The sequence below is a fragment of the Methylobacterium sp. Leaf106 genome (genome assembly GCF_001422895.1).
In the GTDB taxonomy this organism is placed as follows: domain Bacteria; phylum Pseudomonadota; class Alphaproteobacteria; order Rhizobiales; family Beijerinckiaceae; genus Methylobacterium; species Methylobacterium bullatum.
The window spans coordinates 326,459-350,228 of sequence record NZ_LMNB01000012.1 but is presented as its reverse complement, the minus strand read 5'-3'; the positions used below and the strand labels follow the sequence as shown (position 1 = coordinate 350,228).

Genomic DNA, 23,770 nt, shown 5'->3' with positions numbered 1-23,770 from the left:
AATTCGTAACATTTGAACCTCCGCGATGTGCCCGAGCGATCCGGGTGCCGAGGCCGAGCGGCGTGTCCAAGGCGATCGGCTCCCGCGTCCGCCCGTGGCGGGGGAAGGGGGCGAGCCTGCGCCTACATGCGTCCTGCAAGTGCGAGGCGGATGATCGTTGGGACGTCGACGGGCTCGCGACGCCGGGGCCGCGTCGGCGTCTGCCGCGGCCGGCCGTGGGAGAGGTGCCGGTTCCCGTATCAGCGCGCCGGGAGGGAGCCCGGTTCCGGCAGGGCCAGGCTTGTCCGGATCGGACTCGTCGGCGGCTCGCGACGGACGTCGATGATGTCGCCCGGCTGGAGGAGCGCACGCTCGTTCGCCTCGAAGGTCTCCGTCCGCTCGCCCACGGCGCGCGTGATGAAGACTTTCCGCGCCGGGGTGCCGGGGCTGGCTGCACCGAGCATGCCGCCGGACTGGAGGCGCGCCTCCCGGATCTCGCGGGCGCTCGGCAACTGCATCTCCACTTCCGTCAGGCGCGTGGTCACGTCCTGCAGTTCGGCGAGGAGGCGGCGATGATAGGTGTCGGTGAGTTCCTGGGCGCGCAGGGCGAGGTCGCCGATCGCCAGATCGAGCCGGGCGAGTTCGGAGTTCAGCCGCGCGATGGTCCCCTTGTTCCGGGCCTCCTCGCGCTGCAGTTCGATCCCCTGGTACCGTCGCGCCAGACCGTTGCTGATGAGCTTCTCGTAATCCTCGAGATGGGACTGGATCAGCCGGAGCTGCGTCTCCTCCGCCTTGCGCTGCGCCTCGACGCCGGCGATCTCCGCCTCGATCCGCGGCTTCTGCGCACGGAGCATCTCGGCGGATTGTGCGAAGGCGCTCCGCTGCGCCTTCAGGATCCCGCGTTCCTCCGCGAGGAGACGGGTGAAGCCCTCGTCGCGTTCGCTGCCGCGCGGCGGGGTGAAATCCTCACGGTCTTGCCGCTGCGCTTCCAGCCTCTCGCGCCGGACCGTGAGCAGGCGCAGGGTCGCCTCCAGGACCCGGACCCGTTCGTCGGCACTGAGGAACTCCGTGCGCTGGGAGATCTGCGCCTGTTCGGGCAAGGCGAAGCCGCCGGCCAGGGCGATGCCGCTGAGAACCGAGGCCCCGTAGCGGAACGGGTAACTCCCCGCGACGCGCACGTCGCCCAGGAGGTAGATCGGCCGCATCTCCGTGATACGCAGGCTCACCACCGGCTGCTGCAGAAAGCCGTCGGCCAGATGGCTGACGATCTGCTTCTGGGCCTCCGGCAAGGTCATGGCCGAGACGGAGACTTCGCCGATTAGGGGCAGGAACAACGCGCCGCTGCCATTGACCACGAACTCGCCCGAGAGTTCGGCCTGGCCGTAGACCGACAAGCCGAGCCGGTCTCCGGGCGCGAGTCGATAATCGGAATCCTGGGCGCCGGCCGCCCCGCCGAGGGCGACCCACAGGGCGAGTGCCGCGATGCGGTGGGGCACGCGCGCCAGGCGCGTCCGTCGATGCTGTCTCATCATGGATCAACCGACCGCTTGTCTGGTGAGGCCTATCTCGCAGGATTGCCAATAGTCTAAACCGCGGAAATTCCGGCTCCGGCATCGCCTTTCGGACGATCCCGGCCCTACAAGGAGTTAATCCTTCCGAATATCGGCCATACTATAAAATCTAATCGATGATTTTTGGCGTCGAGTCGCGGTAATATTCGATGGTACTATTCCTTATTGGGTCATGAAGCCTGCCCTATGCACCGGATGCGCCACTTGTAGCGTGCAATGATTGTCCTCCATGGTTCGGCGGCGCTCCGAGTTCCTCCCCGAGGGGACGGTCGAGCGAGATCACCGACGGAACGCTCGTTCCAGTCTCGGACGCGACGATCGTCGGTCCTGGGAATGAGCCGGAGGGGCACCGACAATGAAGCGCATCCTCGTAACGGGTGGGGCCGGGTTCATCGGGTCTCATCTCTGTGGACGGCTGATCAAGCAGGGAAACGAAGTTCTCTGCGTCGACAATTTCCTGACAGGTGCGCGCTCGAACCTGGATAAGCTGCTCACGCACCAATCCTTCGAGCTCCTTCGCCACGACGTGACGTTCCCGCTCTACGTGGAGGTCGACGAGATCTACAATCTCGCCTGCCCGGCCTCTCCAGTTCACTATCAGCGGGACCCCGTCCAGACGACGAAGACCAGCGTGATGGGGGCGATCAACATGCTCGGCCTGTCCAAGCGCCTTCACGCCCGCATCCTCCAGGCCTCGACCAGCGAGGTCTATGGCGATCCGGACGTTCACCCGCAGCCCGAGAGCTATTGCGGCCATGTCAGCATCGTCGGGCCGCGCGCCTGCTACGACGAGGGCAAGCGCTGCGCCGAGACGCTGTTCCACGACTACCGCCGCCAGCATCGGATGTCGGTGCGCGTGGCGCGGATCTTCAATACCTACGGGCCGAACATGCATCCGCAGGACGGCCGGGTGATTTCGAACTTCATCGTCCAGGCGCTGACGCATCAGCCGATCACGATCTACGGCGACGGCTCCCAGACCCGGTCGTTCTGCTACGTGGACGATCTCGTCGAAGGCTTGCTCCGGCTGATGGCGGTGGAGGAGGAGCCCGGCGACGTGGTCAACCTCGGCAACCCGTCCGAGATCAACGTCCTCGCCCTGGCCGAACGCATCGTGCAGTTGTGCAATTCGCGCTCGACCATCGAATGCCGGCCCTTGCCCCAGGACGACCCGAGGCGGCGCTGCCCCGACATCTCCCGCGCCCGGGAGAAACTGAGATGGTCGCCGCGGGTCGATCTCGACACCGGTCTGGTGCGGACGATCGCGTATTTCGAAGCGCGGCTCATCCAGAAGGGCTCGCCGATTCATGCCCTGCGCGAACTGGCCCGCTCCGAACCCCTGACGCAGGTCGCGGGATGACCGACGATCTCACGCCGAGTGGCGCCGATCTCAATCGCCGGGCGCGATCCGTGCGCCCGGAAACCCGCCGCCGCCACGCGGTCGAGCTGACGGGCGCGGAAACGGCGGGGGCTTCCCCTGCCCCTGCCGGGGGCTGGGAACTGCCGCGCGCCGAGATTCTCGGGCTCGACGTCAGCGCCATCACCTTCGCGGACGCCATTGCGGCCATCGATGCCTTCGTCCGCTCGGGCAAGCCGCATTACGTCTGCATCACCGGGGCCCATGGGGTGATCGAGAGCAGAAGCGATCCGCACTTGCTCGCGATCCACAACGCGGCGGATCTCGTGACGCCGGACGGCATGCCCCTCGTCTGGATGTCGCGGCTCCTTGGCCACACTTCGACCGAGCGGGTCTATGGCCCCGACCTGATGCGCGCGATCACGCGCCTGTCGCCGTCCCGCGGCTATCGCCATTTCTACTACGGCGGAGCGCCCGGTGTGGCCGAGGCGCTGAGCGCCAGCCTCCGGAATGCAAATCCGGGACTGTCCGTGGTCGGCACCTGCTGCCCTCCGTTCCGGAGCCTGTCGCGGGAGGAGGACGAGGCGGTGGTGGCACAGATCAATGCCGCGCGGCCGGACATCGTCTGGGTCGGCCTCAGTACCCCCAAGCAGGAAAACTGGATGGCCTCCCATCTCGGACGCATCGATGCGCCGGTCATGATCGGCGTCGGGGCAGCCTTCGATTTCCTGGCGGGCACCAAGCGGCAGGCCCCGGTCTGGATGCAGAAGCGAGGCCTCGAATGGCTGTTCCGCCTCGTGAGCGAACCGAAACGGCTCTTCGCCCGCTACATGAAGATCGTCCCCCTGTTCCTGCTGCTCGCTGCCGGGCAGCTTCTCAGGACCTGGTTCGCCTCCCGCATCAGGGGTGGGGCCTCTCCGGCGATGCCGGCCCCGCCGCCTCATCGGCCCGGGTGATTCCCGCTCCCGGGCCGTGCCGGGCCTCGCCCCCGTGGCCACGGTGTCCCGCCTTCTCTCGTTCCAGGGCCGGTATGGCCTCGAACTTTCGGAATGGCTTCCCATGAGCACCACCGACAGCATCATTCTCGCGAGCCCTGCGGTCGAGCGGATCAAACCGGTGGAGGTCGAACTCCGGCCCGGACGGCGGCGGGCCATCGTCACGACGGTTCTGGTCGGGGGGGACCTGTTCTTCTCGGGCATTGCCGGCGTCGTGCCCTGGCTGCTGACCGGCTGGCCGCCACTGACGGATTGGTTGGGACCCTCCACCTCGGTGCCGATTCCCCCTGTCGGCGTCGTGCTCATCCTGGCGGTGTTCGGGCTCTATTCCAGCTATGGGCCGAGCCCCCCGGAGCGGTTGCGATTGCGCGTCCTCGGGGTCTGCATCTACGCGATCAGTTGCCTGCTGGTGGTGAGCGCTCAAGGGCCGTCGGCGCGGGGCGTTGCCGAGATCGGGGTGGTATCGGCGCTCCTGGTGGTGATCGGCTTCTATGGCGAATCCGCGCTGCGAAGCGCCCTGATCCGGTGGAGGCTCTGGGGGGCTCTCACCGTGATCGTGGGGACCGACACCGCCGGGCGCAGCCTGGCCGACACGCTCCTCGCCCAGCCGGAACTCGGGTTTCGGCCGGTAGGCTTCCTCGCCGAGCGCGGGCAGGAGCCGGTGCGGATAGAGGGACTGCCCATCCTCGGCATGATCGACGAGATGCCGGCGGTGCCGGTGGAGGTGCTGCTGTTCTCGTCCTGCGCCACCCTCGCCCTGTATGACGGCAAGGGGGCGGGCGGGGCTCCCGCTCCACGCACGGTCCTCGCCCAGCAGATCCACGAGTTGCAGAACATGTGGGTGCAGGTGCAACCCCTCGGCAGCGCCATCGGCCTCGAGATCCGGCGAGAACTGTACCGGCCGCGCAACCTCGCCCTCAAGCGCGTGATCGACTGCACCTTCGCAGGCCTCGGCCTGATCGTGGCCCTTCCGGTGATCGCGATCCTCGCCGTAACGATCCGCAGCCTCGATCCGGGCAGCCCGTTCTATGTCCAGATCCGCGTCGGGCGGCATGGACGGCCGATCCGGGTCCTGAAGTTGCGGACGATGTATTCCGACGCGGAGCGCCGGCTGCACGCCCACCTCGAATCCTGCCCGGCGGCCCGCGAGGAATGGCAGCGCTTCTTCAAGCTCTCCGCCGATCCGCGAATCCTGCCGAAGGTCGGGCATTTCATCCGGCGCACGAGCCTGGACGAGCTGCCCCAGCTCTGGAACGTCCTGCGCGGCGACATGAGCCTCGTCGGCCCGAGGCCGTTTCCGGCCTATCACATGGACGGGTTCGATCCCGATTTCCGTGCGCTTCGCACCAGCGTGCCGCCCGGCCTGACCGGCCTTTGGCAGATCTCGTCGAGAAGCGACGGCGATCTCCACGTCCAACGCAGCCAGGACACCTACTATATCCGCAACTGGTCGCCGTGGCTCGACCTCTACATCCTGATGGGAACGGTCTCGGCGGTCCTGGGCGCCAAGGGCGCCCGGTAACCTCCGGCAATCCGGGGCGACGAGGGATGATTGTCGACGCATTCGCCAAGCCGATCCGCCGGCGGGCCGGTCACCAACTCGCCCAGCGAGGATACGGGCAATACCAGCGATATCCTATGGGCCGATGTCACCGAGGCGGACATCGCGCCCCAGGCGCACTCGACCAACGCGTCCGCTTGGAACCGAGACCCATTCGACGAAATCGGGCGTCCGAATCGATGTGCTTGTCCCGAAGATCCATCCTACGGGACAAGCATTCTTATGGTTTTCATTCAATCGATCGAATTGTCGTCCCACTCGATATGCTGCCGCTTCTCAGGCCATAAGAATATAACGATCAATCCTATGCTGCCAAAAATCGAAACAAATGCAGAGATCCAAAATATGATTTCCAGCACGGCACCCTCCGGTCGTGCAATGGCGCCGAATCCTTTTTCGCCGACGAAGAATCGGCTGTCAATTATCCCACGACTTCTACGATCTATTGATTGAATATTTGAGCTGAACCTGAATCCAGTCCTGAAACAGGACGGATGTCGCTGATCGTCTCGTGCGAGAAATGGCGTGGGGAGCCCGGCACGGCGAAGGGGGTCCCGCTGTCCGCGACGGCGCAGACGCCCACTCTACTCCGTCACCGCCTCGGCCACGAACTTCGCATGGCCCTTCGCCCGCAGGTCGCAGGCGGGGCAGGTGCCGCAGCCGTAACCCCAGGCGTGGCGTTCCCCACGTGTGCCGAGGTAGCAGGTGTGGGTGCCCTCGACGATGAGGTCCACCAGGGTCTGGCCGCCGAGGTCCTTGGCCATCTTCCATGTCTCGGCCTTGTCGATCCACATGAGCGGCGTGTGGAGGACGAAGCGGCGGTCCATGCCGAGGTTCAGCGCCACCTGGAGCGCCTTGATCGTATCGTCCCGGCAATCGGGATAACCGGAGTAATCCGTCTCGCACATGCCGCCGACGATGTGGCCCAGCGACCGGCGGTAGGCCAGGGCCGCGGCGAAGGTCAGGAAGATGATGTTGCGGCCGGGCACGAAGGTGTTGGGCAGGCCGCCCGCCTCGAAGGCGATCTCGGTGCTGCGGGTGAGCGCGGTCTCGGAGACCTTGCCCAGGGCATCGAGGGCGATGGTGTGGTCGCGGCCCAGACGCCGGAACCAGGCCGGGTTCATGGCCGCCATCGTCTCGCGCAGGGGCGCCCGCCCGTCGAGCTCGACCCGGTGGCGCTGATTGTAGTCGAAGCCAAGGGTCTCCACCCTGGGAAAGCGCTCCAGCGCCCAGGCGAGGCAGGTGGTGGAATCCTGTCCGCCGGAGAACAGGACCAGGGCACCGTCGTCGCTCATGGTCAGGCTTCGCCTTCGTATTCGGCCCAGGACATCGGAGTCTCCATGACCTTCACCGAGGACAGGCCGGGCAGGGCGGGCTTCGTCCGATGCCAGATCCAGGCCGCGATATGCTCGGCGGTGGGGTTCTCCAGCCCCTCGACCTCGTTGAGGCAGTAATGGTCGAGCTGGGCCAGGATCGGCGCGAAGGCGTGCTCCACGTCGAAGAAGTCCACCACCCAGCCCGTCGCCGGGTCCACGGCGCCGGAGATCGTCAGCTCGACCCGGTAGGAATGCCCATGCATCCGGTGGCAGCGATGCGTCTCGGGCACGTTGGGCAGGCGATGCGCCGCCTCGAAGGTGAAGGCCTGGGTGATCTTCATGAGAGTCGACTCTGAGGTTCTCCGCGCGCCGAACTGACCGGCACAAGGTCACGGAAGGGGGTCACGGGATACCGATGATCTTGTGGGTTTGCAGCGAGAGCCGCCAGCGCGCGTCGCGGCGGCAATACTCCACCGCCGCTCGGGTATGGGCAAGGCGGTCCAGCCCGTCCATGGGCTGGAGCCAGTGGTGGCGGAAGTCGAGGGTGGCGAAGCGCTCGGGACGCGCGTCGTCCTGGGGGTAGACGAGCTTCAACTCGTGCCCGGTGGTCTGGACCAGGGCATTGCCGGCCTTCGGGCTCACGCAGATCCAGTCGATCCCCTCGGGGGCCGCCAGGGTACCGTTTGTCTCCACCGCGATCTCGAAGCCGCGCGCGTGCACCGCCGCGATCAGTGCGGGGTCGAGCTGCAGCAGTGGCTCGCCGCCGGTGAAGACCACGTAATGGTGAGACGCGCCGCCCTCCCAGGTGGCGGCGATGGCGTCGGCGAGCGCCTCCGGCGTCGAAAAGCGCCCGCCGCCCTCGCCGTCCATGCCGATGAAATCCGTATCGCAGAACGTGCAGGCGGCCGTGGCGCGGTCTTCCTCGCGGCCGGACCAGAGATTGCAGCCGGAAAACCGGCAGAACACCGCGGCCCGGCCCGCCTGGGCCCCCTCGCCCTGGAGGGTGTGGAACAGTTCCTTGACCGCGTAGCCCATCGCTCTCTCAGCCGATCTCCCCGGAAGACCCCGTCCCGCGCTGGGCAACGGCCTGCTTCCGACATCGCGACGCGATGGGACAGCCCATAGACGCCTCCTCGCTCCGAGGCCATGGCGCGGAGCCCAACGCAACCATGCGCGCGCGGCAACGTCCGCCCGTCCGGACCTGTGCATCGCACCAATCGTTCGGCCGCATCGCCATGGTCTCGCCATGGAGACGGCGTTGATGGGCATTCGCGCCGAGCCCTCTCGCAGGGTTGGCCGCAGGCTGGCATCCCTCGCCAAAGCTCGGCCGTTGCGCTATTTTTCTTCGGACGGACCGACCATGATGGCGTCGGGGCGTTCCCTTTCGAGACGGGCCTGATGTCGAACCGATTGTTGCGCCGCCTCGTTCTTGGTCTCGCCACGGCCGCGGGATTGCTCGGAGCGGGTGCGGCCGGCGCGGTGACGGCGCCGATCCTCGTGGTCGAGGTCGATTCCGGCAAGGTCATCTACGCTCAGGGCGCCACCGACCCGTGGTTCCCCGCCTCCATCACCAAGCTGATGACCGCCTACGTCGCTCTCGACATGGTGCGGCAGGGCAAGGTCTCGCTCGACACCCTCATCACCATCTCGCCCGCCGCCGCCGCCGAGCCACCCTCGAAGATGGGCTTCAGGCCGGGCACGCAACTGACCCTCGACAACGCCCTGAAGATCATCATGGTCAAGTCGGCCAACGATGTCGCCTGGGCGATCGGCGAGAATCTCGGCGGCTCGGTCGAAGGCTTCGCCGCCCTCATGAACGAGACCGCCGCCCGGATCGGCATGCGCGAGAGCCGCTGGACCAATCCCAACGGCCTTCCGGATGCCCGGCAATGGACCTCGGCCCGCGACATGGCGGTGCTCGGCCGGGCACTGATCCGCGACTTTCCAGACAACCGCGCCCTGTTCTCGATCAGCGCGATCCAGTTCGGCAAGTCGATCATGGCCAACCATAACGGCCTGCTCGGCCGCTATGCCGGGGCCGACGGCATGAAGACCGGCTTCATCTGTTCGGGCGGTTTCAACGTGGTGGCCAGCGCCACCCGCAACGGCCGCCGTCTCATCACCATCGTCATGGGCCAGCCGAGCGCCCGCGAGCGCGACCTCAAAGCGTCCGACCTGTTCGATTACGGCTTTGGCCAATCGGCGGGATGGACCGCGCAGACCATCGATTCCCTGCCCGCTTCCGCCATCTCCGAGCCGCCGGACCTGCGCCCCTATATCTGCGACAAGCGCAAGGCCCTGCCGGTCGACGAAGGCCCCGGTCCCATCGCCTCGCAGGCCGGCAGCGAGAATGCCTCGATCCTCGCCGCCGCCGCGCCCGTGGGCTCGGCGCTCGCTTTCGCCACCCTCAACAACGGCTCCCTGAAGGGCCGCGCCCTGCCACCGCGCGCGCCCCTGCAGCCGATCCTGGTCTGGATCGGCCGCGATCCGGCCGAAGGCGCCATCGCCCTGAACGAGCAGGCCGAGGCCGAGAAGGCGGAACGCGCCGCCAAGATCGCGGAGGCCCGCAAGACGAAGCTCGAGGCCGCGAACGCCAAGCGCGAGGCATCGAGGCTCGCCAAGCCGGCCGCGAACGGCAAGGGCGCCGTGCCGGCCACCGCCAGCGCCTATGCTCCGGTGGAGACGACGCCCGTGATCGCGGGCGGCGCGAAATCCTCAGCCAAAGCCGATGCCGGCAAGAAGCCCGTTGCGAAAGCCGCGACGAAGCCGGCCCACAAGTCCCCGGAAAAGCCTGCGGCGAAGGCTGCGGACAAGTCCACGGCCAAGCCTGCGGCCAAGTCTTCAAAAAGCGCCGCCAAGGCATCAGGCACCGGCAAGACCTCCGCTGCGCGATCCGCCGAGGATTGAGCCGGCGGCGGCGGCGGGGTAGGCCGGTTCCATGCCCAATCCCTCCCAGCCCACGTCTCCCAACGACGATCCCCGTCGTCCGGAGCCGATCCCGCTCACGGTGCTCACCGGCTTCCTCGGAGCCGGCAAGACCACGCTCCTCAACCGGATGCTGCGCGATCCGGCCCTGTCGGACACCGTGGTCATCGTCAACGAGTTCGGCGAGATCGGCCTCGATCACCTGCTGATCGAGACGGTGGACGAGGACATGATCCTGCTCGGCGCCGGGTGCCTGTGCTGCACCGTGCGCGGCGACCTCATCGCCACCCTCGAAGATCTGCTGCGCAAGCGCGACAACGGCCGCATCACGCCGTTCCGGCGAGTCGTCATCGAGACGACGGGCCTCGCAGACCCGGCCCCGATCCTCCACGCACTGATCTACCATCCCTATCTCGCCCTGCGGTACCGGCTGCAGGCCGTCGTCACCGTGGTGGACGCGGTCAACGGCGCATCCACCCTCGACGCTCATCCCGAGGCCGTGCGCCAGGCCGCCGTGGCCGACCGGATCGTGCTGGCGAAGGAGGATCTCGTCGACACGGGAAGCGACGCCCTGCGCGACCGCCTCCGGGTTCTCAATCCCACGGCGCCCATTCATGGTCCCGACGTGGCGCCGGCCGAGCTTCTCGGCGGGTTCTTCGGTCTGGACGGCAAGAGCGCGGATGTCCGCGCCTGGCTCGGCGCCGAGGCCTTCCCGGACCACGATCATCATCACGGCCACCACCATCACGACGTGAACCGGCACGACGCCGCGATCCGGGCCTTCACCCTCACCAGCGACGTGCCGGTGAAGCGGGCCGCTCTCGAGATGTTCCTCGATCTCCTGCGGTCCGGCCACGGCCCGAAGCTCCTGCGCCTGAAGGGGCTGGTGGCGCTCGCCGACGAACCGGATCGTCCCGTGGTGGTCCACGGCGTCCAGCACGTGATCCATATGCCGGTCCAGCTCGCCGCATGGCCCGACGACGATCACCGCTCTCGCCTCGTCCTGATCGTGCGCGATCTCGATCCGGCCTTCGTCACCGGCCTGTGGGATGCCTTTCTGGGGCGTCCGAGGATCGATGCGCCCGATGCCGCCGCGCTGACGGCCAATCCGCTGGCGATCCCCGGGGGCTAGTTCACCGGTCTCTTCGGCAGCGGCCGTCCTATTTTGAGAATAGCTGGGCGGCATTCATTTTGATTCTATATACCATGCTTGGCCTTATGGCCGAGGATGATGTTCCATTTCGGAACACATCGGTAGCGGAATCGCCGAATGAGACAGGGGCTGAGCATCATTGAGGGTGGCCGGTTCGTCGAAGCGGGGCGAATCGGGACGGGTGTCGACGCGGAGGAGTGTCGCATCGTCTTAAGGCGGCCCAACGTGGTGGAGCCGGTGGAGATCGACGCGTGGCGCGCGCTCCTCACCCGTATCCGCTGGCCGGAACCGATCTACGCCGACCCGGACTACCTGCTCACCGCGGCCGTGCACCAATCCGGCGGTCGCGATCTCGTCTTCGCCTTCGCATGGAGCGGCCAAGGCGAGCTCGCACGCCTGCGCGGCGTCATTCCCCTATCCATGCCGCACGGCCTGTGGGGCAATGGCCGGGCACAGGGCTGGTACCCGCCCGGTCCGGTCGTCGCGCCCACCATCGAGCCCGGGTTCCTCGATGAGGTCGAGGGCGCGTTGCGTGCGGCGGTCAAGGCGGTCCATCCCCGCTCGACGCTGATCATGATACCGCCCCCCGCGGTGCCCCTACCGGAGGAGACGGTCCTTCTTTCGGATGCGTCCGATGCCCAGGTCGTGCCGGCGCGGGATCGCGTGGGCGTGCGGCTTGCCGGACAGTGGACCCGCGATGGCGTCGAGATCGAGCGCATCACCGAGCCCTTCCGCATCCGCGATGCCGTCGAGACCTATCTCTCGTTCGATGCGCGTGTGTCCGGAAACCCGATCGTGCGGGATCCGTCCGCCTCGTCCATGGTCAGGGTGGTGACGCGGCGCTTCGCCCAGAGGCGCCAGACCAGCGTCGACTTCGCGCGCAAGGATGGCGTCATCGTCGCCGCGGTCCTGCGCCTCGGCGCCGGTCCGGGCTCGATCGTATGGCGGCAAGCCGAGACGCGGGCGGCCTGACCCCCCCATAAGCTTCGGATATCGAAGGCCGCTCCCGGCCTATTCGTCCTCGCCGAACTTGTTGGCGAGGAGGTCGGTGATGGCTTGGAGGCAGGCTTCGGCATCGCTGCCAGAGGCCACCACGGCGATGGACGTACCCTGTGCCGCGCCGAGGGTGAGCAGGCCCATGATCGAGCGTCCGCCCACGGTCTCGCCCGAGCGTGTGACGGTCACCGCGGCCTCGAACTTCTCCACCGTCTGCACGAACTTGGCCGAGGCCCGAGCGTGCAGGCCGCGCCGGTTGATGACCGGAAGGATCCTCAAATGGCCGCCCTCCGGGACCGTGATCTCGGGCTCGACATCGTCGTCGTCGTAAGCGTCGCTCATGGGCCTGTGCCGTCCCTGTCCCGTCCCTGTGCCCGGCGCGCCAACGGTGAGCCCGGCCCGATCCTCGTCCAGTGATGGCACGGCCGAGCCGGGACAACGCCGCGCGAAATCGCCACGCTTGCCTGATAAGCCGACAGAGGATGTTTGGGAAAGTCCGTTCGTCTCGCGGACGTGTTATTTGCCGGCGAGGACGCGCGAGGCGACGTTGATGTACTTCCGGCCCGCCTCCTGGGCATGAAGCACCGCATCCCCCAGGGGCTCGGCATCGCGCACGCTGGCGAGCTTGATCAGCATCGGAAGGTTGATTCCGGCCACCACCTCCACGGTCCCGCCATTCATGCAGGACAAGGCGAGGTTGGAGGGCGTGCCGCCGAACATGTCGGTGAGCACGACGACGCCCTTGCCGGTATCGACCCGGTCCACGGCGGAGACGATGTCGAGCCTGCGAAGCTCCATATCGTCGTCGGGGCCGATCGTGATCGTCTCGATCTGCTTTTGCGGACCGACCACGTGTTCAAGGGCAGCCTTGAACTCGGTGGCGAGCAGCCCGTGGGTGACGAGCACCATTCCAATCATAGACGCGTGTTCCGACACCCAGTGGGAGCCGCCATTTTGTGCAGCGCAAGGTCGGACGCAAGACGAGAGTGACGTTTTGCGTCTCCTAGCCCCAGGATCATGTCATGTGGGTGGGCGCCACGCTATATGGGAGAGCCGAATTCGCATGAGACGGTGCGGAGGTGCGTCCGTGGGGCAACGCTCGCACTGGGGATGAGAGCACAGAGCACGAGACCCGGCGCCAACGCGCGGTCGCGGATGTTGCGGTCCAGTATGATCCGGCGAATCGCGATGCCAAGGACATCGACCGAATCCATGGGCGTGTCGGGCAGTCGCGGCAGCGTCCCGACGAGATCGACGACGAGGCGGATGACGGCCGCATCGGCCAGCGGCGATGCCCGGACGAGCCCCATGCCCCGGATCTCGATCAACCCGTGAAGGGCGGGGTGGCCGCGAGCGACCACGCGTCCGTGATGGGGGGTGAGCCCGATACGGTCGTCGCCCACCAGCGCGCCGTAGCCGCCCTCCTGCCGCGCCCGGTCGAGGAGAGCGAGGGCCAGGGACGATTTGCCGGCACCGGATTCGCCCCTGATGAGGATGCCGGCTTCACCCAGGACCAGGCAGGTGGCGTGGACCGTGAGGGCCGATGCGGGAGGGGGCCGCTCCACGGGCCGGCGTGCCTAGCGGGACGCCGCGGGGAGGCGCACGACGAACCGCGCGCCGCGCACCGTCGCCTCCCCGTTCTCGTCGGCGGGTCCGGGGCGGTTCGCGGCCCTGATCGTGCCGCGATGGGCCTGGACGATCTGGCGCGAGATCGACAGGCCGAGGCCGGAATTCTGGCCGAACCCCTGTTCCGGCCGGTCGGTGTAGAAGCGCTCGAAGATCCGCTCCAGGGCGTGTTCGGGGATGCCGGGGCCCTCGTCCTCGACGATCAGTTCCACCTCGGCGCGGACCCGGCGCAGGGCCACCCGTACCTTGGCATCGGGGGGGGAGAACGAGCGGGCGTTGTCGAGGAGGTTGTTGACGACCTGTCCGAGCCGGCTGTCATGCCCGAAGATCATGAAGGGCGCCTCCACGTCGCCGGGCGGCGTGTCCACGTCGAACTGGATGAGCGCGTCCTTCGGGCGCCGCCGCTCGTTGGCGACGGAGACCACCGTCGTCATCAGCTTGTGCAGGTCCACCTTGCGCGCCTCGGCGCGGGCGAGCTCCGCATCGAGGCGCGAGGCATCGGAGATGTCGCTGATGAGGCGGTCGAGGCGCTTCACGTCGTGCTGGATGATGGCGAGCAGGCGCGAACGGGAATCGTCGGACTTGGCGAGGGGGAGCGTCTCCACGGCGCTGCGCAGGGACGTGAGGGGGTTCTTCAGCTCATGGCTGACATCGGCGGCGAAGCTCTCGATGGCGTCGATGCGCCGGTAGAGGGCCTGGGTCATGTCGCGCAGGGCACCGGACAGGTGGCCGATCTCGTCGGTCCTGCCGGTGAAATCGGGAATCTCCTCGCGCGACTTGATGCCGAGGCGGACCTTCTCGGCGGCGTCCGCGAGGCGGCGCACCGGGCCGGCGATGGCCCCGGCCAGCAGGATCGACAGGACCAGCATCACGGAGGCGGCGATGAGGAAGACCTGGAGCAGGCCGAACCGCTCCGAGGCGATGACGCGATCGATGTCGCCGCCTTGGGTCGAGAGCATCAGCGCGCCGCGGACCGCCCCCGACCGCAGGATCGGGACCGCCACGGAGACGTTTGTCTCCCCGGCCTCGTTGCGGCGGACCAGGGTGCCGCGGGCGCCGCCGAGGGCGACCTGGACTTCTTTCAGGCTGTGGCCGCTCGCCGGGCCGACCTCTTCCAGGACCGACGTGCGGGCGGTGCCGAACAGCTTGGCCTGGACGAACTCCCAGGCCTGTTCGAGGAAGTTGTGCTTGCTCCGCACGACGATGCCGTCGCTGCGGCCCATCTCGCCGCGGGCCGAGAGCGTGCGGGTGTCGAACAGCAGGCCGCCATCCTGGTCGTAGACCCGCGCGCGGTTGCCGGTGGGCGTGATGAGACGGCGCAGGAGCGGCGCCACCCGCTCGGGGTTGAGGGAAAAGGTGAGCGGAGAGGGGGTGTCGTCGCCCGCACCGCCTTCTCCGGCCTGCAATTGGAGCAGCTTGTCGGGATCGATGCGGATCGCGTCGGTGTCCACCGAGGCCGAGGAGGAGATCGCCCCGGCGATGATCTCGCCCTGGATCAGCAGGCTCTGCACCCGCGCCTGGATCAGTCCCTGCCGGAACTGGTTCAGGTAGAGGAAACCGAACAGGAGAGCGATCAACCCGACGAGGTTGAGGACGACGATCCGGCGCGTCAGGCTCGAGGAGGCGCGCTGGCCGATGCCGCGCCAGATCGTGCGCGGCAGGGAGAGGAGGCCGCGTTGCGGAGCGTCGGCTTGGTCTTGGGAATCCACGATCGTCCGAAGTTGGAGATTTTGCCCGGAATGGGCGCCATCGCTGCAGCAAAACCACCGCCACGCGACGCCCGTAAACACCGCCATGCGACGGCGAAACCCGTCCGTTCGGGCGGGCGGCGCGTGGCGGTGACGTTCTCGAGGGAGTTCGACGTCCGTGAGTCCGGCTCAGCCTTCCTTGAAGCGGTAGCCGACGCCGTACAAGGTTTCGATCATGTCGAAATTGGTGTCGACCACCTTGAACTTCTTGCGCAGGCGCTTGATGTGGCTGTCGATGGTGCGATCGTCGACGTAGACCTGATCGTCATAGGCCGCGTCCATCAGGGCGTTGCGGCTCTTCACGACGCCGGGCCGGTGGGCCAGTGCCTGCAGGATGAGGAACTCGGTCACCGTGAGGGTGACGGCCTCGCCCTTCCAGGTGCAGGTGTGCCGCTCGGGGTCCATCATCAGCAGGCCCCGCTCCAGGGAGCGGGCGGCGGCATCGGCCTCGCGCGCGGCGGCGCCCGGCCCGTCCTTGGGGGCGAAGCGGCGAAGCACGGCCTTGACCCGCTCCACCAGGAGGCGCTGCGAGAACGGCTTATGGATGAAGTCGTCGGCGCCCATCTTGAGGCCGAAGAGCTCGTCGATCTCCTCGTCCTTCGAGGTGAGGAAGATCACCGGCAGGTCGGATTTCTGGCGCAGGCGGCGCAGCAGCTCCATCCCGTCCATGCGCGGCATCTTGATGTCGAAGATCGCGAGATCGGGGGGCGAGTGCTTCAGGCCGTCGAGGGCCGAGGCGCCGTCGGTGTAGGTCTGGATCCGATAGCCTTCGGTCTCGAGGGCGATCGAGACCGAGGTGAGGATGTTTCTATCGTCGTCCACGAGGGCGATGGTGGGCATTTCGCGTTCCCTGTTGCTCGGATGCGGCCTTCGCGGACGTCGGTTCGCTCTTGTCGTCTCCGCATCCCGCCCTCAGAAGACGAGGGCCGGCAAGGCGCGCTGGCGAACCCGTCGGAAACGGGGCCGCATTCGCGCGGAGAGTCAGGCTGTGTAAAGACTTCGGTTGAAAAAAGCGAGCTTGCCCGGTGGATATGTCGGTTTGACGCTTGACTGAGGCCGCCGCGCCGCAGTCCGGCGGCCTCGCGCAAGCGGTCCGAGAACCCCTATCATCGCGATTCTGAATGAAGGCCGGCGGTCGGAAAAGCCCGGCCCGAGCCCACATGAAAGCAGGATGCACCATGGCTGACGGAAACCGGATCGAGGATGGTCGGGGCGGGGGCGAGGCACCGCCGCAGCGGCGGGGTCCCGCCGCTCCGCTCCCGGCCTCGGAGGCCCCGTTCGATGCCATCGGCCTCGCCCGGCATCTCCTGCGCAGCATCCGCTCCGGGGCATTGGCCACCCTCGACGCCGAGGACGGGACGCCCTTCGCCTCGCTGGTGACGATCGCCACGGATGTGGACGGCACCCCCCTGATGCTGCTCTCGCGCCTCTCGGCCCATACGCGCAACCTCCTGGCCGATCCCCGCGCCTCGCTGCTGTTCAGCGCCGGGGGCAAGGGCGATCCCCTGGCCCATCCCCGCCTCACCGTCACCGGCCGGGTGAGCCAAACGACGGAGCCGCGCATCCGCGAGCGCTTCGTCGCCCGCCACCCGAAGGCGAAGCTCTACGCGGACTTCCCCGATTTCGGCTTCTTCGCCCTGGAACCCGGCGCCGGGCATCTCAACGGGGGCTTCGCCAAGGCGGCCACGCTGACCCCCGCCGAACTCCGCCTCGACCTGTCGGGGGCCGAGACCCTGATCGCCGGCGAGCGCGGGGCGGTGGAGCACATGAATGCGGACCATGCCGACGCGCTCGCCCTCTACGCCAAGGGCGAGGGCGGCGGCGACGGACCCTGGCGCCTGACCGGCCTCGACCCGGAGGGCATGGACCTCCTGGCCGGCGACCGCACCGCGCGCATCCGCTATCCGGCGCCGGTCACCGACATGGGCGGCCTGCGCAAGGTCCTGGTCGAGATGGCCGCGAAGGCGCGCGAGGCCCCTGTAGTGAGCGAATGACGACGCAGTCGCGACGACGTGGCGCCCGAGCGGGTTGGCCCCGTCCGGCATTCCCCCTCGCCCGGGCCGTCCGCCTCATCGGCCCAGGGCCGTCGCCCGGGGAAAATCCCCCGTGTCCCGATCATCGCCGACGGGTATCGGTTCCGGAGCCGGCATGGCCTCACCCGGATCGTCCGCGGAGCGGGGCCGGGACGGCCTGGTCCCGCACCCGGCCGGAGGAGGCGTCGGCGGTGTCGGTAGCGATCATCCTGGTGAAGAGGAGGTGCAGCACGACGAGGCGGACGGCGTTGGCGAGGCAGAGGGCGATGCAGGCTCCGTTCAGGCCGAACCCGATGATGAGCGGGATGGCGATCGGGATCGTCGCCACGGCCCCGGCCGCGTTCACGATCAGGGCCTGCTTGGCTTGCGAGACGCCGTGGAAATAGGCGCACACGATGTCCGTCACGAACGCGGCGAGGGCCGCGATGGCGAGGAGCCGGACCGGGGTCGCGATGTCCACATAGGGAGAATGGGCACCGTAGATGAGGCCCAGCACCTCGTGGGGAAATGCCACGATGGCCGCCAGGAACACGATCACGATGGGCATCCCCGACAGGGCGAGGGGGTGGGTGGCGCGCCAAGCCTCCGCCTTTCCCCCGGCATGCGCCCGTGAGGAGACCTGAAGGATGACGTTGCCGAGCCCGATCATGAGCGGGTTGAGCAGGTTGACGATGTTGAAGCCGGCTTGCAGCAGCGCCGGCAGAGCGGCCCCGGACAGGGCGGCCAGGAACCAGAACAGGAACTGGACCCGCAGGGCGGCGCAGAGGTTGTTCGCCAGCGCCCATCCGCCGAGGCGCCAGAAGTCCAGGGCGACGGCCCGGATGCGGGTCATCGCATGCCGGCGCAGGGAGAACCCAACCTGTATCCCCTGGAGGACGGCCGCCGCCGCCGATGTGACGGTCATGGCATAGAGGGCGGTTTCCAGGGTCAGGTCACCCCGGAGCGCGAGCCAGACGGCGATCAGGATCTGCCCCATATAGCTGACGATCTCACCGGGGACGGCGGCTCCGAAGCGCAGTTCCACGAACAGGTAGCGCCGGAACGCCTCCTGCACCTGCCAGACGAAGAAGTAGACGAGCAGGGCCGCGATGAGGTCCGGCCGGCCGATGAGGAAGGCCGTGACGGCCAGGACGAGACCGGCCGGAACGCACAGGCCGACGAGCAGGATGAAGCTCACGCTCATCAGTTCGCCGATGCGGCCCCGGTCCGCGGGATCGGCCAGGACCGACATCGGATAGAACAGCACCGACGCCATGACGGTGTAGAGGATCATCAGGATCCCGAAGAGCAGCGCGAAGGCGCCGTATTCCTGCGGCGGCAACGTCCGCGCGAGGGCGATCGTGAACAGGAAGTTGCCGAGGCTCGCGACGCCTTGATCGATCAGGGGCCAGGCGATCCGTGCAGCCCGCACTCTAGCGAGCACCGGCCGGCTCCACCGCCGGCGGCGTCGGGCAGGCCACGACCGCGCGGGACAACGGCGCGCCGCCTCCGCCGACAGGCGTGAACACGATGATGATCGAAGCCATGATCGACATCCGCTGGATGGCCGCCGAGAAGAAGTCGTGCAGACAGGGAACGGGTCCGTCGGGCCGGTCCTATGAGGACAGCCTGGACGGCAGCAGGTCGCCGCGGGCGTGATGCGCCCCGGCTTCCTCGAAATGCCCCCGGTAATCGTTGTAGTGGGAGCATTGGTCGACCACGCGGAAGTCCTTGTGCTCCGTCAGATTGACATGCGTCAGGACCAGGCCGCGCAGGCGCACGGAATTGTCCTGCAGCCGCCGCAGGGCCGCCTGGACCGTCTCGCGGGGGGTCCGGTTCCAGGCAACGGCCAGGATCGCGACATCGGCGAGGCCGCCCATCGTCAGGACATCCACGGACAGCATCACGGGGGGAGCCTCGAAGAGGACGAGATCGAAGCTCTCCCGCGCCCGCTCGATGAAGCTCTCGAAGGCCGGTGTCAGGAAGAGGTCGTGCGAGTCGCCGTGCTCGGCCCGATGCAGCACGACGACCTTGCCGGGGTCGCTCCGCAGCGGGAAGCCCGCCGGGTCGCCGAACACGACATCATCGAGGCTGGGCCGGTCGGTCTCCCCATGGAGGCGTGGCGTGCTGTCGATCACGAGGGTCCGGATGCCGCGCTGAGCCAGGAGGCTCGCCATCGCCATGCAGAGAAGCGATTTGCCCTCGCCGGGCACCGAGGACGTCACCATGACGACGCGGGGCTCGGCCAGGGCGCGGGCTCCGGTGAGCGCCGCGCTGACGAGGCGGATCGATTCGTCGAACATCCGGACCTCGGCGGCCGACGAACCGCCGGTGAGTTCCGGCACCATGCCGAGGCAGCGGTGGGAGGTTTCGTGCGCGATCTCGGCATCGGACCGGAAGCCGGTGTCGCGCCGGTCCATCATGACGGCGTAGCCGACCCCCACGCCGCCCGCCCCGAGGACGCCGAGGCAGATCAGCAGGAGCCGGTTCGGCCCCGACGGGACCGTCACCGGCTTGGCCACCATGACGATCTGCGTGGTCGATGATTTCATCCCGGTGAGCGCCAGCGCCTGGGCGTGGCCGTCGCTCAGGAGCTTGAGGCGCTCGCGGATGGCCACCGCGTTGGTCTGCAGGCTCTGCAGCTTGGCGTCCTGCCCCATCCCCTCGACGAGGTTCGCCTTCAGCACGTCGACCCTGTCGGCGAGGTTCGCCTCGTCGGCGGTGGCCGCCTTGACGTCGCTCTCGAGATTGCCGATCGCGCGCTTGATCTCCTCGCGAAGCCGCGATTGCGCGGCCTCGATATTGGCCTTGGCCTGGAGGTAGGCCGGATGACGCGGTCCGGTCGCGGCGACGTTGGCGAATTCCCGCGTGGCCGATTCCGCGCTCTCCAGCATCCTCTGGATCAGGGGCGCGCCGGAAAGGTCCTGCGCGGAGGGGGTGCCGCCGGCGGCGAAGACCTCCTGGGCCCGCGACAGGCGCGCCTCGGCGGCGAGCCGGGTCTGGCGGGCGGCGGCGAGCTGGGCCACGGCATCGCGCACCTCCTGCTGCGGCAGGCTCATGCCCTGCGTGCCGCCCTCCACATAGCCGGTCTGCCGCCTGTAGCGGTCGACGGCCGCCTCGGCGGTCTCGAGCTCTCGCCGGCTCTCGCCGATCTGCTCCTCGAGCCAGGTCCGCGTCCGCTCGGCCGCCGCCACCCCCATCTCCAGGCGGTTGCGCAGATAGGCGTCGACCACGGCGTTGACGATCCGCGCCGAACGCTCCGGCGAGGTCGAGTTGTAGGACACGTTGATCAGGTAGGCCCGTGTGTCGTTGGTCACGGCGAGGTTCCGCGAGACTTCGCGGGTCACCGCCTCCACCGAGGCGGTGGAATCGGCGGGCTCCTTCGCCGATCCGGGCAGTACCGTGGACAGGATGCGGGAGACGAGGCCCGGCCCCCGCGCGAAGGCCGGGTCGTCCTGGAGCTTGAGGTCCTCGACCGCATGTCTGACGGTGGCCAGCGAACGGATCACCCGCGCCTCGCTCTCGACGATGGCCCCGGCATCGAGGCTGGTCGCCGCCTGCTGGTTCGGCGACGTGGCCTGTGAGGCGACAACGCGGCTGAGATCGACCTGGATCAGGGATTCGGCGCTGTACTTGTCGGGCAGCGACCAGCAGATGGCGGTCGCGAGCACCAGGGCGGCGGCGGCGAGCCCGACGATCACCCGGCGATGCCGAAGGATCGCGGTGAGGAACCCCAGGGTCTGGGCTTCGTAGGTCTGGCGGAGCACGACGCTGACCCCGCCCTTGGAGTGGTCCAGAACCCGGTTCATTCGGTCCTCGTTGATCGTAGCTGGCGCGACGCTCCGGTCGGGGGATCGGCCGTCTTCCGAGCATCCGGTCCGTGACGGCGGAGCTTCCATCCAGCACCCGGCCGATCCGCCGTCTGGTCGGGGCGATTGAGCGGGATTTCGACTTGGCTTGGGAAGTGAGATCACGGACTAACCCGTTCGCCCCCCTGCTCTAGACCGTTTTTCGTCTTCCTTTCCGCGAGCGGGAACCCGCACAGTTTCGCAGAACCCGGCACAGGGGTGGCGGCGTCGGAATCTCGACACGGCCGTGACTGTCGCGGCGGGCGAGAACAGCGTCCCGAAGGATCGGACCGGTGCATGACCGCTCGGCACAGGCCTCACCGCCGGCGATGCCCGCCGCCCGCTCCCCTCACCGGGCGGCGGGAGCCATGAGGCGGCGCGCGCTCCGCCTTGCGCTGCCCCTGGCCGGGCTGATCCTCTGGCAGGGGGGCGACCCGGCGCGGGGAGAGGGTGCGGAGGGTGCCTGCCCCGGCAAGGCCGTGCGCGTCGCCGCCGGCGAGTCGATCCAGCGGGCCGCGATCCGCGCCGGTGAGGGCGGGACCATCTGCATCGGCGCCGGCCTCTACCGGATGCAGGAGATCGCGCCCTTGCGCGGTCAGACGTTCCTCGGCGAGCCGGGCAGCGTCCTCGACGGTTCGCGCATCGTCCGGCAGTTCGAACGGGCGGGTCCGTACTGGTCCCTCACCGGATCGTACCCGCGCCATGTGGGCGCCGGCCAATGTCGCGGCGGCGGCTCGCTCTGCCTGCTGTCGCTGGCCGTGTTCCTCGACGGCCAGCCGCTCACTCGCGTCGCGTCCCGCGGCGACCTCGGTCCCGGACGTTACGTGGTTGAGGCGGCGGCCGGCCGCGCGATCCTCGCCGACAACCCGGAGGGACGCCGCGTCGAGGTCAGCGCGGCGCGCTTCGCCTTCCGCAGCCGGGCCGCCGATGTGCGGATCAAGGGGCTCGTCGTGGAGAAATACGACACGCCGACCCAGATGGGGGCGATCCGCGGCGGCGAGGGCACCGGGTGGCGCGTGGAGGATTCGCAGATCCGCCTGAATGCCGGGCTCGGCGTCGATGTGGGCTCCGACGGGGCGATCACCGGCAGCACGATCGAGCGGAACGGCCAGCTCGGCGCGGCCGCGCAAGGGCGGCGGATCCTGATCGAGAACAACCGCATCGCTTGGAACAACACGGCCGGCTTCGACCCCGAATGGGAGGCAGGCGGCCTCAAGATCACCCAGAGCCAGGAGGTGGTCCTGCGCGGGAACCACGTCCACGACAATGCGGGTCCGGGCCTCTGGTGCGACATCGATTGCCGCGACGTCCTGTTCGAGAAGAATACCGTGGAGAACAATTCCACCGCCGGGATCTTCTTCGAGATCTCCTACGACGCCGTGATCCGCGGGAATACGCTGCGCTTCAACGGCGCGGGCCATCCGGTCTGGTTCTGGGGGGCCGACATCCAGGTGGCGGCCTCGAGCGGCGTCGAGGTCTCCGACAACACCATCACCGTCCGGCCCGACGGCCGCGCCATCGTGCTCGTCGACCAGGGCCGCGAGAAGGACGGCGGCGGCTTCTACAGGACCACCGGCAACCGCGTCCACGACAACCGGATCCTGTTCACCGGCAGGGGCAGCGCCGGCGGCGTCACGGATACGAACGAGGCCGCCCCGAATGCCCGGATCATCGAGGAGGGCGGCAACAGTTTCGACAGGAACACCTACGCCGCGCCCGCCGACGTGAAGCCGGTCTTCATCTGGGGGCGGACGCCCATCGACTATGCGGGTTTTCGCGAGGCCGGGCAGGAGAAGCTCGGCCGCCTCGTCACGCGGACGGCACCACCTTGAGAAGCCCCCTCGTCGGCCAGTGCGACGTGTCGCCCCTCGCGGATGCGGCGCGGGACTTGAAGAGCATCAGGTTGTCGCCCGACAGGATCATCTCCCGCCGCTCGCGCAGGAGGATGTCCTGCAGCGGAAAGCTGGTTCCGTCGCCCGGCAGCATCCAGTCGTGCGGTTCGACGATGATCGCATGTGGCTCGGAGACCCAGCCGATCTCGCCGGAGAACACGTCCTTCTCGAAGCCCTCGACGTCGATCTTGACGATCAGCAGCTCGCCGTTGGGGATCAGGTCCTTGAGTTCCGCGATGACGGTGATCGGGATGCCGTGGTCCGCCCGCTCGGTCCGCCCGCTGTCGGCGTCGCCGCTGCCGTGTTCGAGGTTCACGCAGCCGCTCCGGCCGCCGAGGGCGGTGGGGACGACGCAGATGTTGGGGCAGACCTCGGTGTTCTTCCGGCAGACGGCGAGGTTGTCCTCGTCCGGCTCCACCGCCAGCACGACCGCCCTGGGATAGGCCCGCGCGAAGTAGCGCGCCGCGATTCCCACATTGGCGCCTCCGTCGATGACGATCGGCGTGTGTCCCGCCGCGCAGATCCTCTCGTACTCGCTCCGGGTGGCCGCCCCCTGGCGGACCCGGTCGAGGTCGTAGACCATGCGGCCGAAGACGGATCTCAGCACCTCCATGTCCGACGTGTGCGGCCGGATGTAGAACGCGCCGTGGACCGTCCGGACCAGACGGGCCTCGCGGGAGGAGGCGCGGCAGTGCAGCCCGCGCAGGAGCACGGGCAGGCCGAGTTGTTTGACGTCGCTGTAGTGCCTGTAGGCGCGATCGACGAAATCCATCTTCGGTCTCCCTACCGGG

At 68.2% G+C, this 23,770-nt stretch carries 20 protein-coding genes; 8 read left to right on the top strand and 12 right to left on the bottom strand.

Annotated elements, in window-relative coordinates; genetic code table 11:
* Window positions 1-239: 239 nt before the first annotated feature.
* Window positions 240-1,511: a polysaccharide biosynthesis/export family protein gene (locus ASF34_RS09460; RefSeq protein WP_056160721.1), complete on the bottom strand. Its 1,272-nt coding sequence runs from the start codon at window positions 1,509-1,511 to the stop codon at window positions 240-242.
* 394 nt (window positions 1,512-1,905) lie between these two features.
* Between ASF34_RS09460 and ASF34_RS09455 the strand changes: the two genes are divergently transcribed.
* The 3 genes from ASF34_RS09455 to ASF34_RS09445 all read left to right on the top strand — a co-directional run bounded on the left by ASF34_RS09455 (window position 1,906) and on the right by ASF34_RS09445 (window position 5,424).
* Window positions 1,906-2,910, top strand: a complete 1,005-nt coding sequence (locus ASF34_RS09455; protein ID WP_018046137.1) for a UDP-glucuronic acid decarboxylase family protein — start codon at window positions 1,906-1,908, stop codon at window positions 2,908-2,910.
* Window positions 2,907-3,863 (top strand): WecB/TagA/CpsF family glycosyltransferase, encoded by a 957-nt coding sequence (locus tag ASF34_RS09450; RefSeq protein WP_156465687.1) that lies wholly within the window; start codon window positions 2,907-2,909, stop codon window positions 3,861-3,863. The genes ASF34_RS09455 and ASF34_RS09450 overlap by 4 nt, the downstream gene beginning before the upstream one ends.
* A gap of 103 nt (window positions 3,864-3,966) precedes the next feature.
* Window positions 3,967-5,424 (top strand): sugar transferase, encoded by a 1,458-nt coding sequence (locus tag ASF34_RS09445; protein ID WP_244478950.1) that lies wholly within the window; start codon window positions 3,967-3,969, stop codon window positions 5,422-5,424.
* Between the two features lie 623 nt (window positions 5,425-6,047).
* On the opposite strand, the gene queC is transcribed toward ASF34_RS09445, so the two are convergent.
* From queC to queE, 3 genes are all read right to left on the bottom strand, one after another.
* Entirely contained in the window at window positions 6,048-6,758 is a 711-nt protein-coding gene (gene queC / locus ASF34_RS09440; protein WP_056160717.1) for a 7-cyano-7-deazaguanine synthase QueC, read from the bottom strand.
* Between the two features lie 2 nt (window positions 6,759-6,760).
* Window positions 6,761-7,120, bottom strand: a complete 360-nt coding sequence (queD, locus tag ASF34_RS09435; RefSeq protein WP_018046133.1) for a 6-carboxytetrahydropterin synthase QueD — start codon at window positions 7,118-7,120, stop codon at window positions 6,761-6,763.
* 61 nt (window positions 7,121-7,181) lie between these two features.
* Complete coding sequence (queE, locus tag ASF34_RS09430) at window positions 7,182-7,814, bottom strand: 7-carboxy-7-deazaguanine synthase (protein WP_056160715.1); 633 nt, start codon at window positions 7,812-7,814, stop codon at window positions 7,182-7,184.
* A gap of 363 nt (window positions 7,815-8,177) precedes the next feature.
* On the opposite strand from queE, the gene ASF34_RS09425 reads away from it, so the two are divergent.
* The 3 genes from ASF34_RS09425 (at window position 8,178) to ASF34_RS09415 (ending at window position 11,829) form a co-directional block, all read left to right on the top strand.
* Window positions 8,178-9,686 (top strand): D-alanyl-D-alanine carboxypeptidase family protein, encoded by a 1,509-nt coding sequence (locus ASF34_RS09425; RefSeq protein ID WP_056160714.1) that lies wholly within the window; start codon window positions 8,178-8,180, stop codon window positions 9,684-9,686.
* A 31-nt stretch (window positions 9,687-9,717) separates the two neighbouring features.
* Window positions 9,718-10,836, top strand: a complete 1,119-nt coding sequence (locus ASF34_RS09420) for a CobW family GTP-binding protein (protein WP_056160711.1) — start codon at window positions 9,718-9,720, stop codon at window positions 10,834-10,836.
* Between the two features lie 138 nt (window positions 10,837-10,974).
* A complete protein-coding gene (locus tag ASF34_RS09415; RefSeq protein ID WP_056160709.1) occupies window positions 10,975-11,829 on the top strand; it encodes a hypothetical protein in 855 nt (284 codons plus the stop codon).
* Between the two features lie 39 nt (window positions 11,830-11,868).
* Here the strand turns inward: ASF34_RS09415 and ASF34_RS09410 are convergent, their stop codons facing one another.
* From ASF34_RS09410 to ASF34_RS09390, 5 genes are all read right to left on the bottom strand, one after another.
* Window positions 11,869-12,195, bottom strand: coding sequence for an HPr family phosphocarrier protein (locus tag ASF34_RS09410; RefSeq protein WP_018046128.1), 327 nt, complete (start codon window positions 12,193-12,195; stop codon window positions 11,869-11,871).
* Between the two features lie 174 nt (window positions 12,196-12,369).
* Window positions 12,370-12,771: a PTS sugar transporter subunit IIA gene (locus ASF34_RS09405; protein ID WP_026176340.1), complete on the bottom strand. Its 402-nt coding sequence runs from the start codon at window positions 12,769-12,771 to the stop codon at window positions 12,370-12,372.
* Between the two features lie 122 nt (window positions 12,772-12,893).
* Window positions 12,894-13,418, bottom strand: coding sequence for an HPr kinase/phosphorylase (locus ASF34_RS09400; RefSeq protein ID WP_056160707.1), 525 nt, complete (start codon window positions 13,416-13,418; stop codon window positions 12,894-12,896).
* A 12-nt stretch (window positions 13,419-13,430) separates the two neighbouring features.
* Window positions 13,431-15,188: a sensor histidine kinase gene (locus ASF34_RS09395; RefSeq protein WP_018046125.1), complete on the bottom strand. Its 1,758-nt coding sequence runs from the start codon at window positions 15,186-15,188 to the stop codon at window positions 13,431-13,433.
* Between the two features lie 168 nt (window positions 15,189-15,356).
* Entirely contained in the window at window positions 15,357-16,067 is a 711-nt protein-coding gene (locus tag ASF34_RS09390) for a response regulator transcription factor (RefSeq protein WP_018046124.1), read from the bottom strand.
* 338 nt (window positions 16,068-16,405) lie between these two features.
* Here ASF34_RS09390 and ASF34_RS09385 point away from each other — a divergent pair, with 338 nt between their 5' ends.
* Complete coding sequence (locus tag ASF34_RS09385) at window positions 16,406-17,221, top strand: HugZ family pyridoxamine 5'-phosphate oxidase (RefSeq protein ID WP_056160705.1); 816 nt, start codon at window positions 16,406-16,408, stop codon at window positions 17,219-17,221.
* A 160-nt stretch (window positions 17,222-17,381) separates the two neighbouring features.
* On the opposite strand, the gene ASF34_RS09380 is transcribed toward ASF34_RS09385, so the two are convergent.
* Window positions 17,382-18,683, bottom strand: coding sequence for a lipopolysaccharide biosynthesis protein (locus tag ASF34_RS09380; RefSeq protein WP_157196530.1), 1,302 nt, complete (start codon window positions 18,681-18,683; stop codon window positions 17,382-17,384).
* 172 nt (window positions 18,684-18,855) lie between these two features.
* Window positions 18,856-21,048 carry a GumC family protein gene (locus ASF34_RS09375; protein WP_056160703.1) on the bottom strand — a complete coding sequence of 731 codons (2,193 nt, stop codon included), beginning with the start codon at window positions 21,046-21,048 and terminating at the stop codon, window positions 18,856-18,858.
* Between the two features lie 332 nt (window positions 21,049-21,380).
* Here ASF34_RS09375 and ASF34_RS09370 point away from each other — a divergent pair, with 332 nt between their 5' ends.
* Window positions 21,381-22,919, top strand: coding sequence for a right-handed parallel beta-helix repeat-containing protein (locus tag ASF34_RS09370; protein ID WP_156465686.1), 1,539 nt, complete (start codon window positions 21,381-21,383; stop codon window positions 22,917-22,919).
* Here ASF34_RS09370 and ASF34_RS09365 read toward each other — a convergent pair.
* Window positions 22,897-23,751, bottom strand: a complete 855-nt coding sequence (locus ASF34_RS09365; RefSeq protein ID WP_056160699.1) for an FkbM family methyltransferase — start codon at window positions 23,749-23,751, stop codon at window positions 22,897-22,899. The genes ASF34_RS09370 and ASF34_RS09365 overlap by 23 nt on opposite strands.
* Window positions 23,752-23,770: the final 19 nt, after the last annotated feature.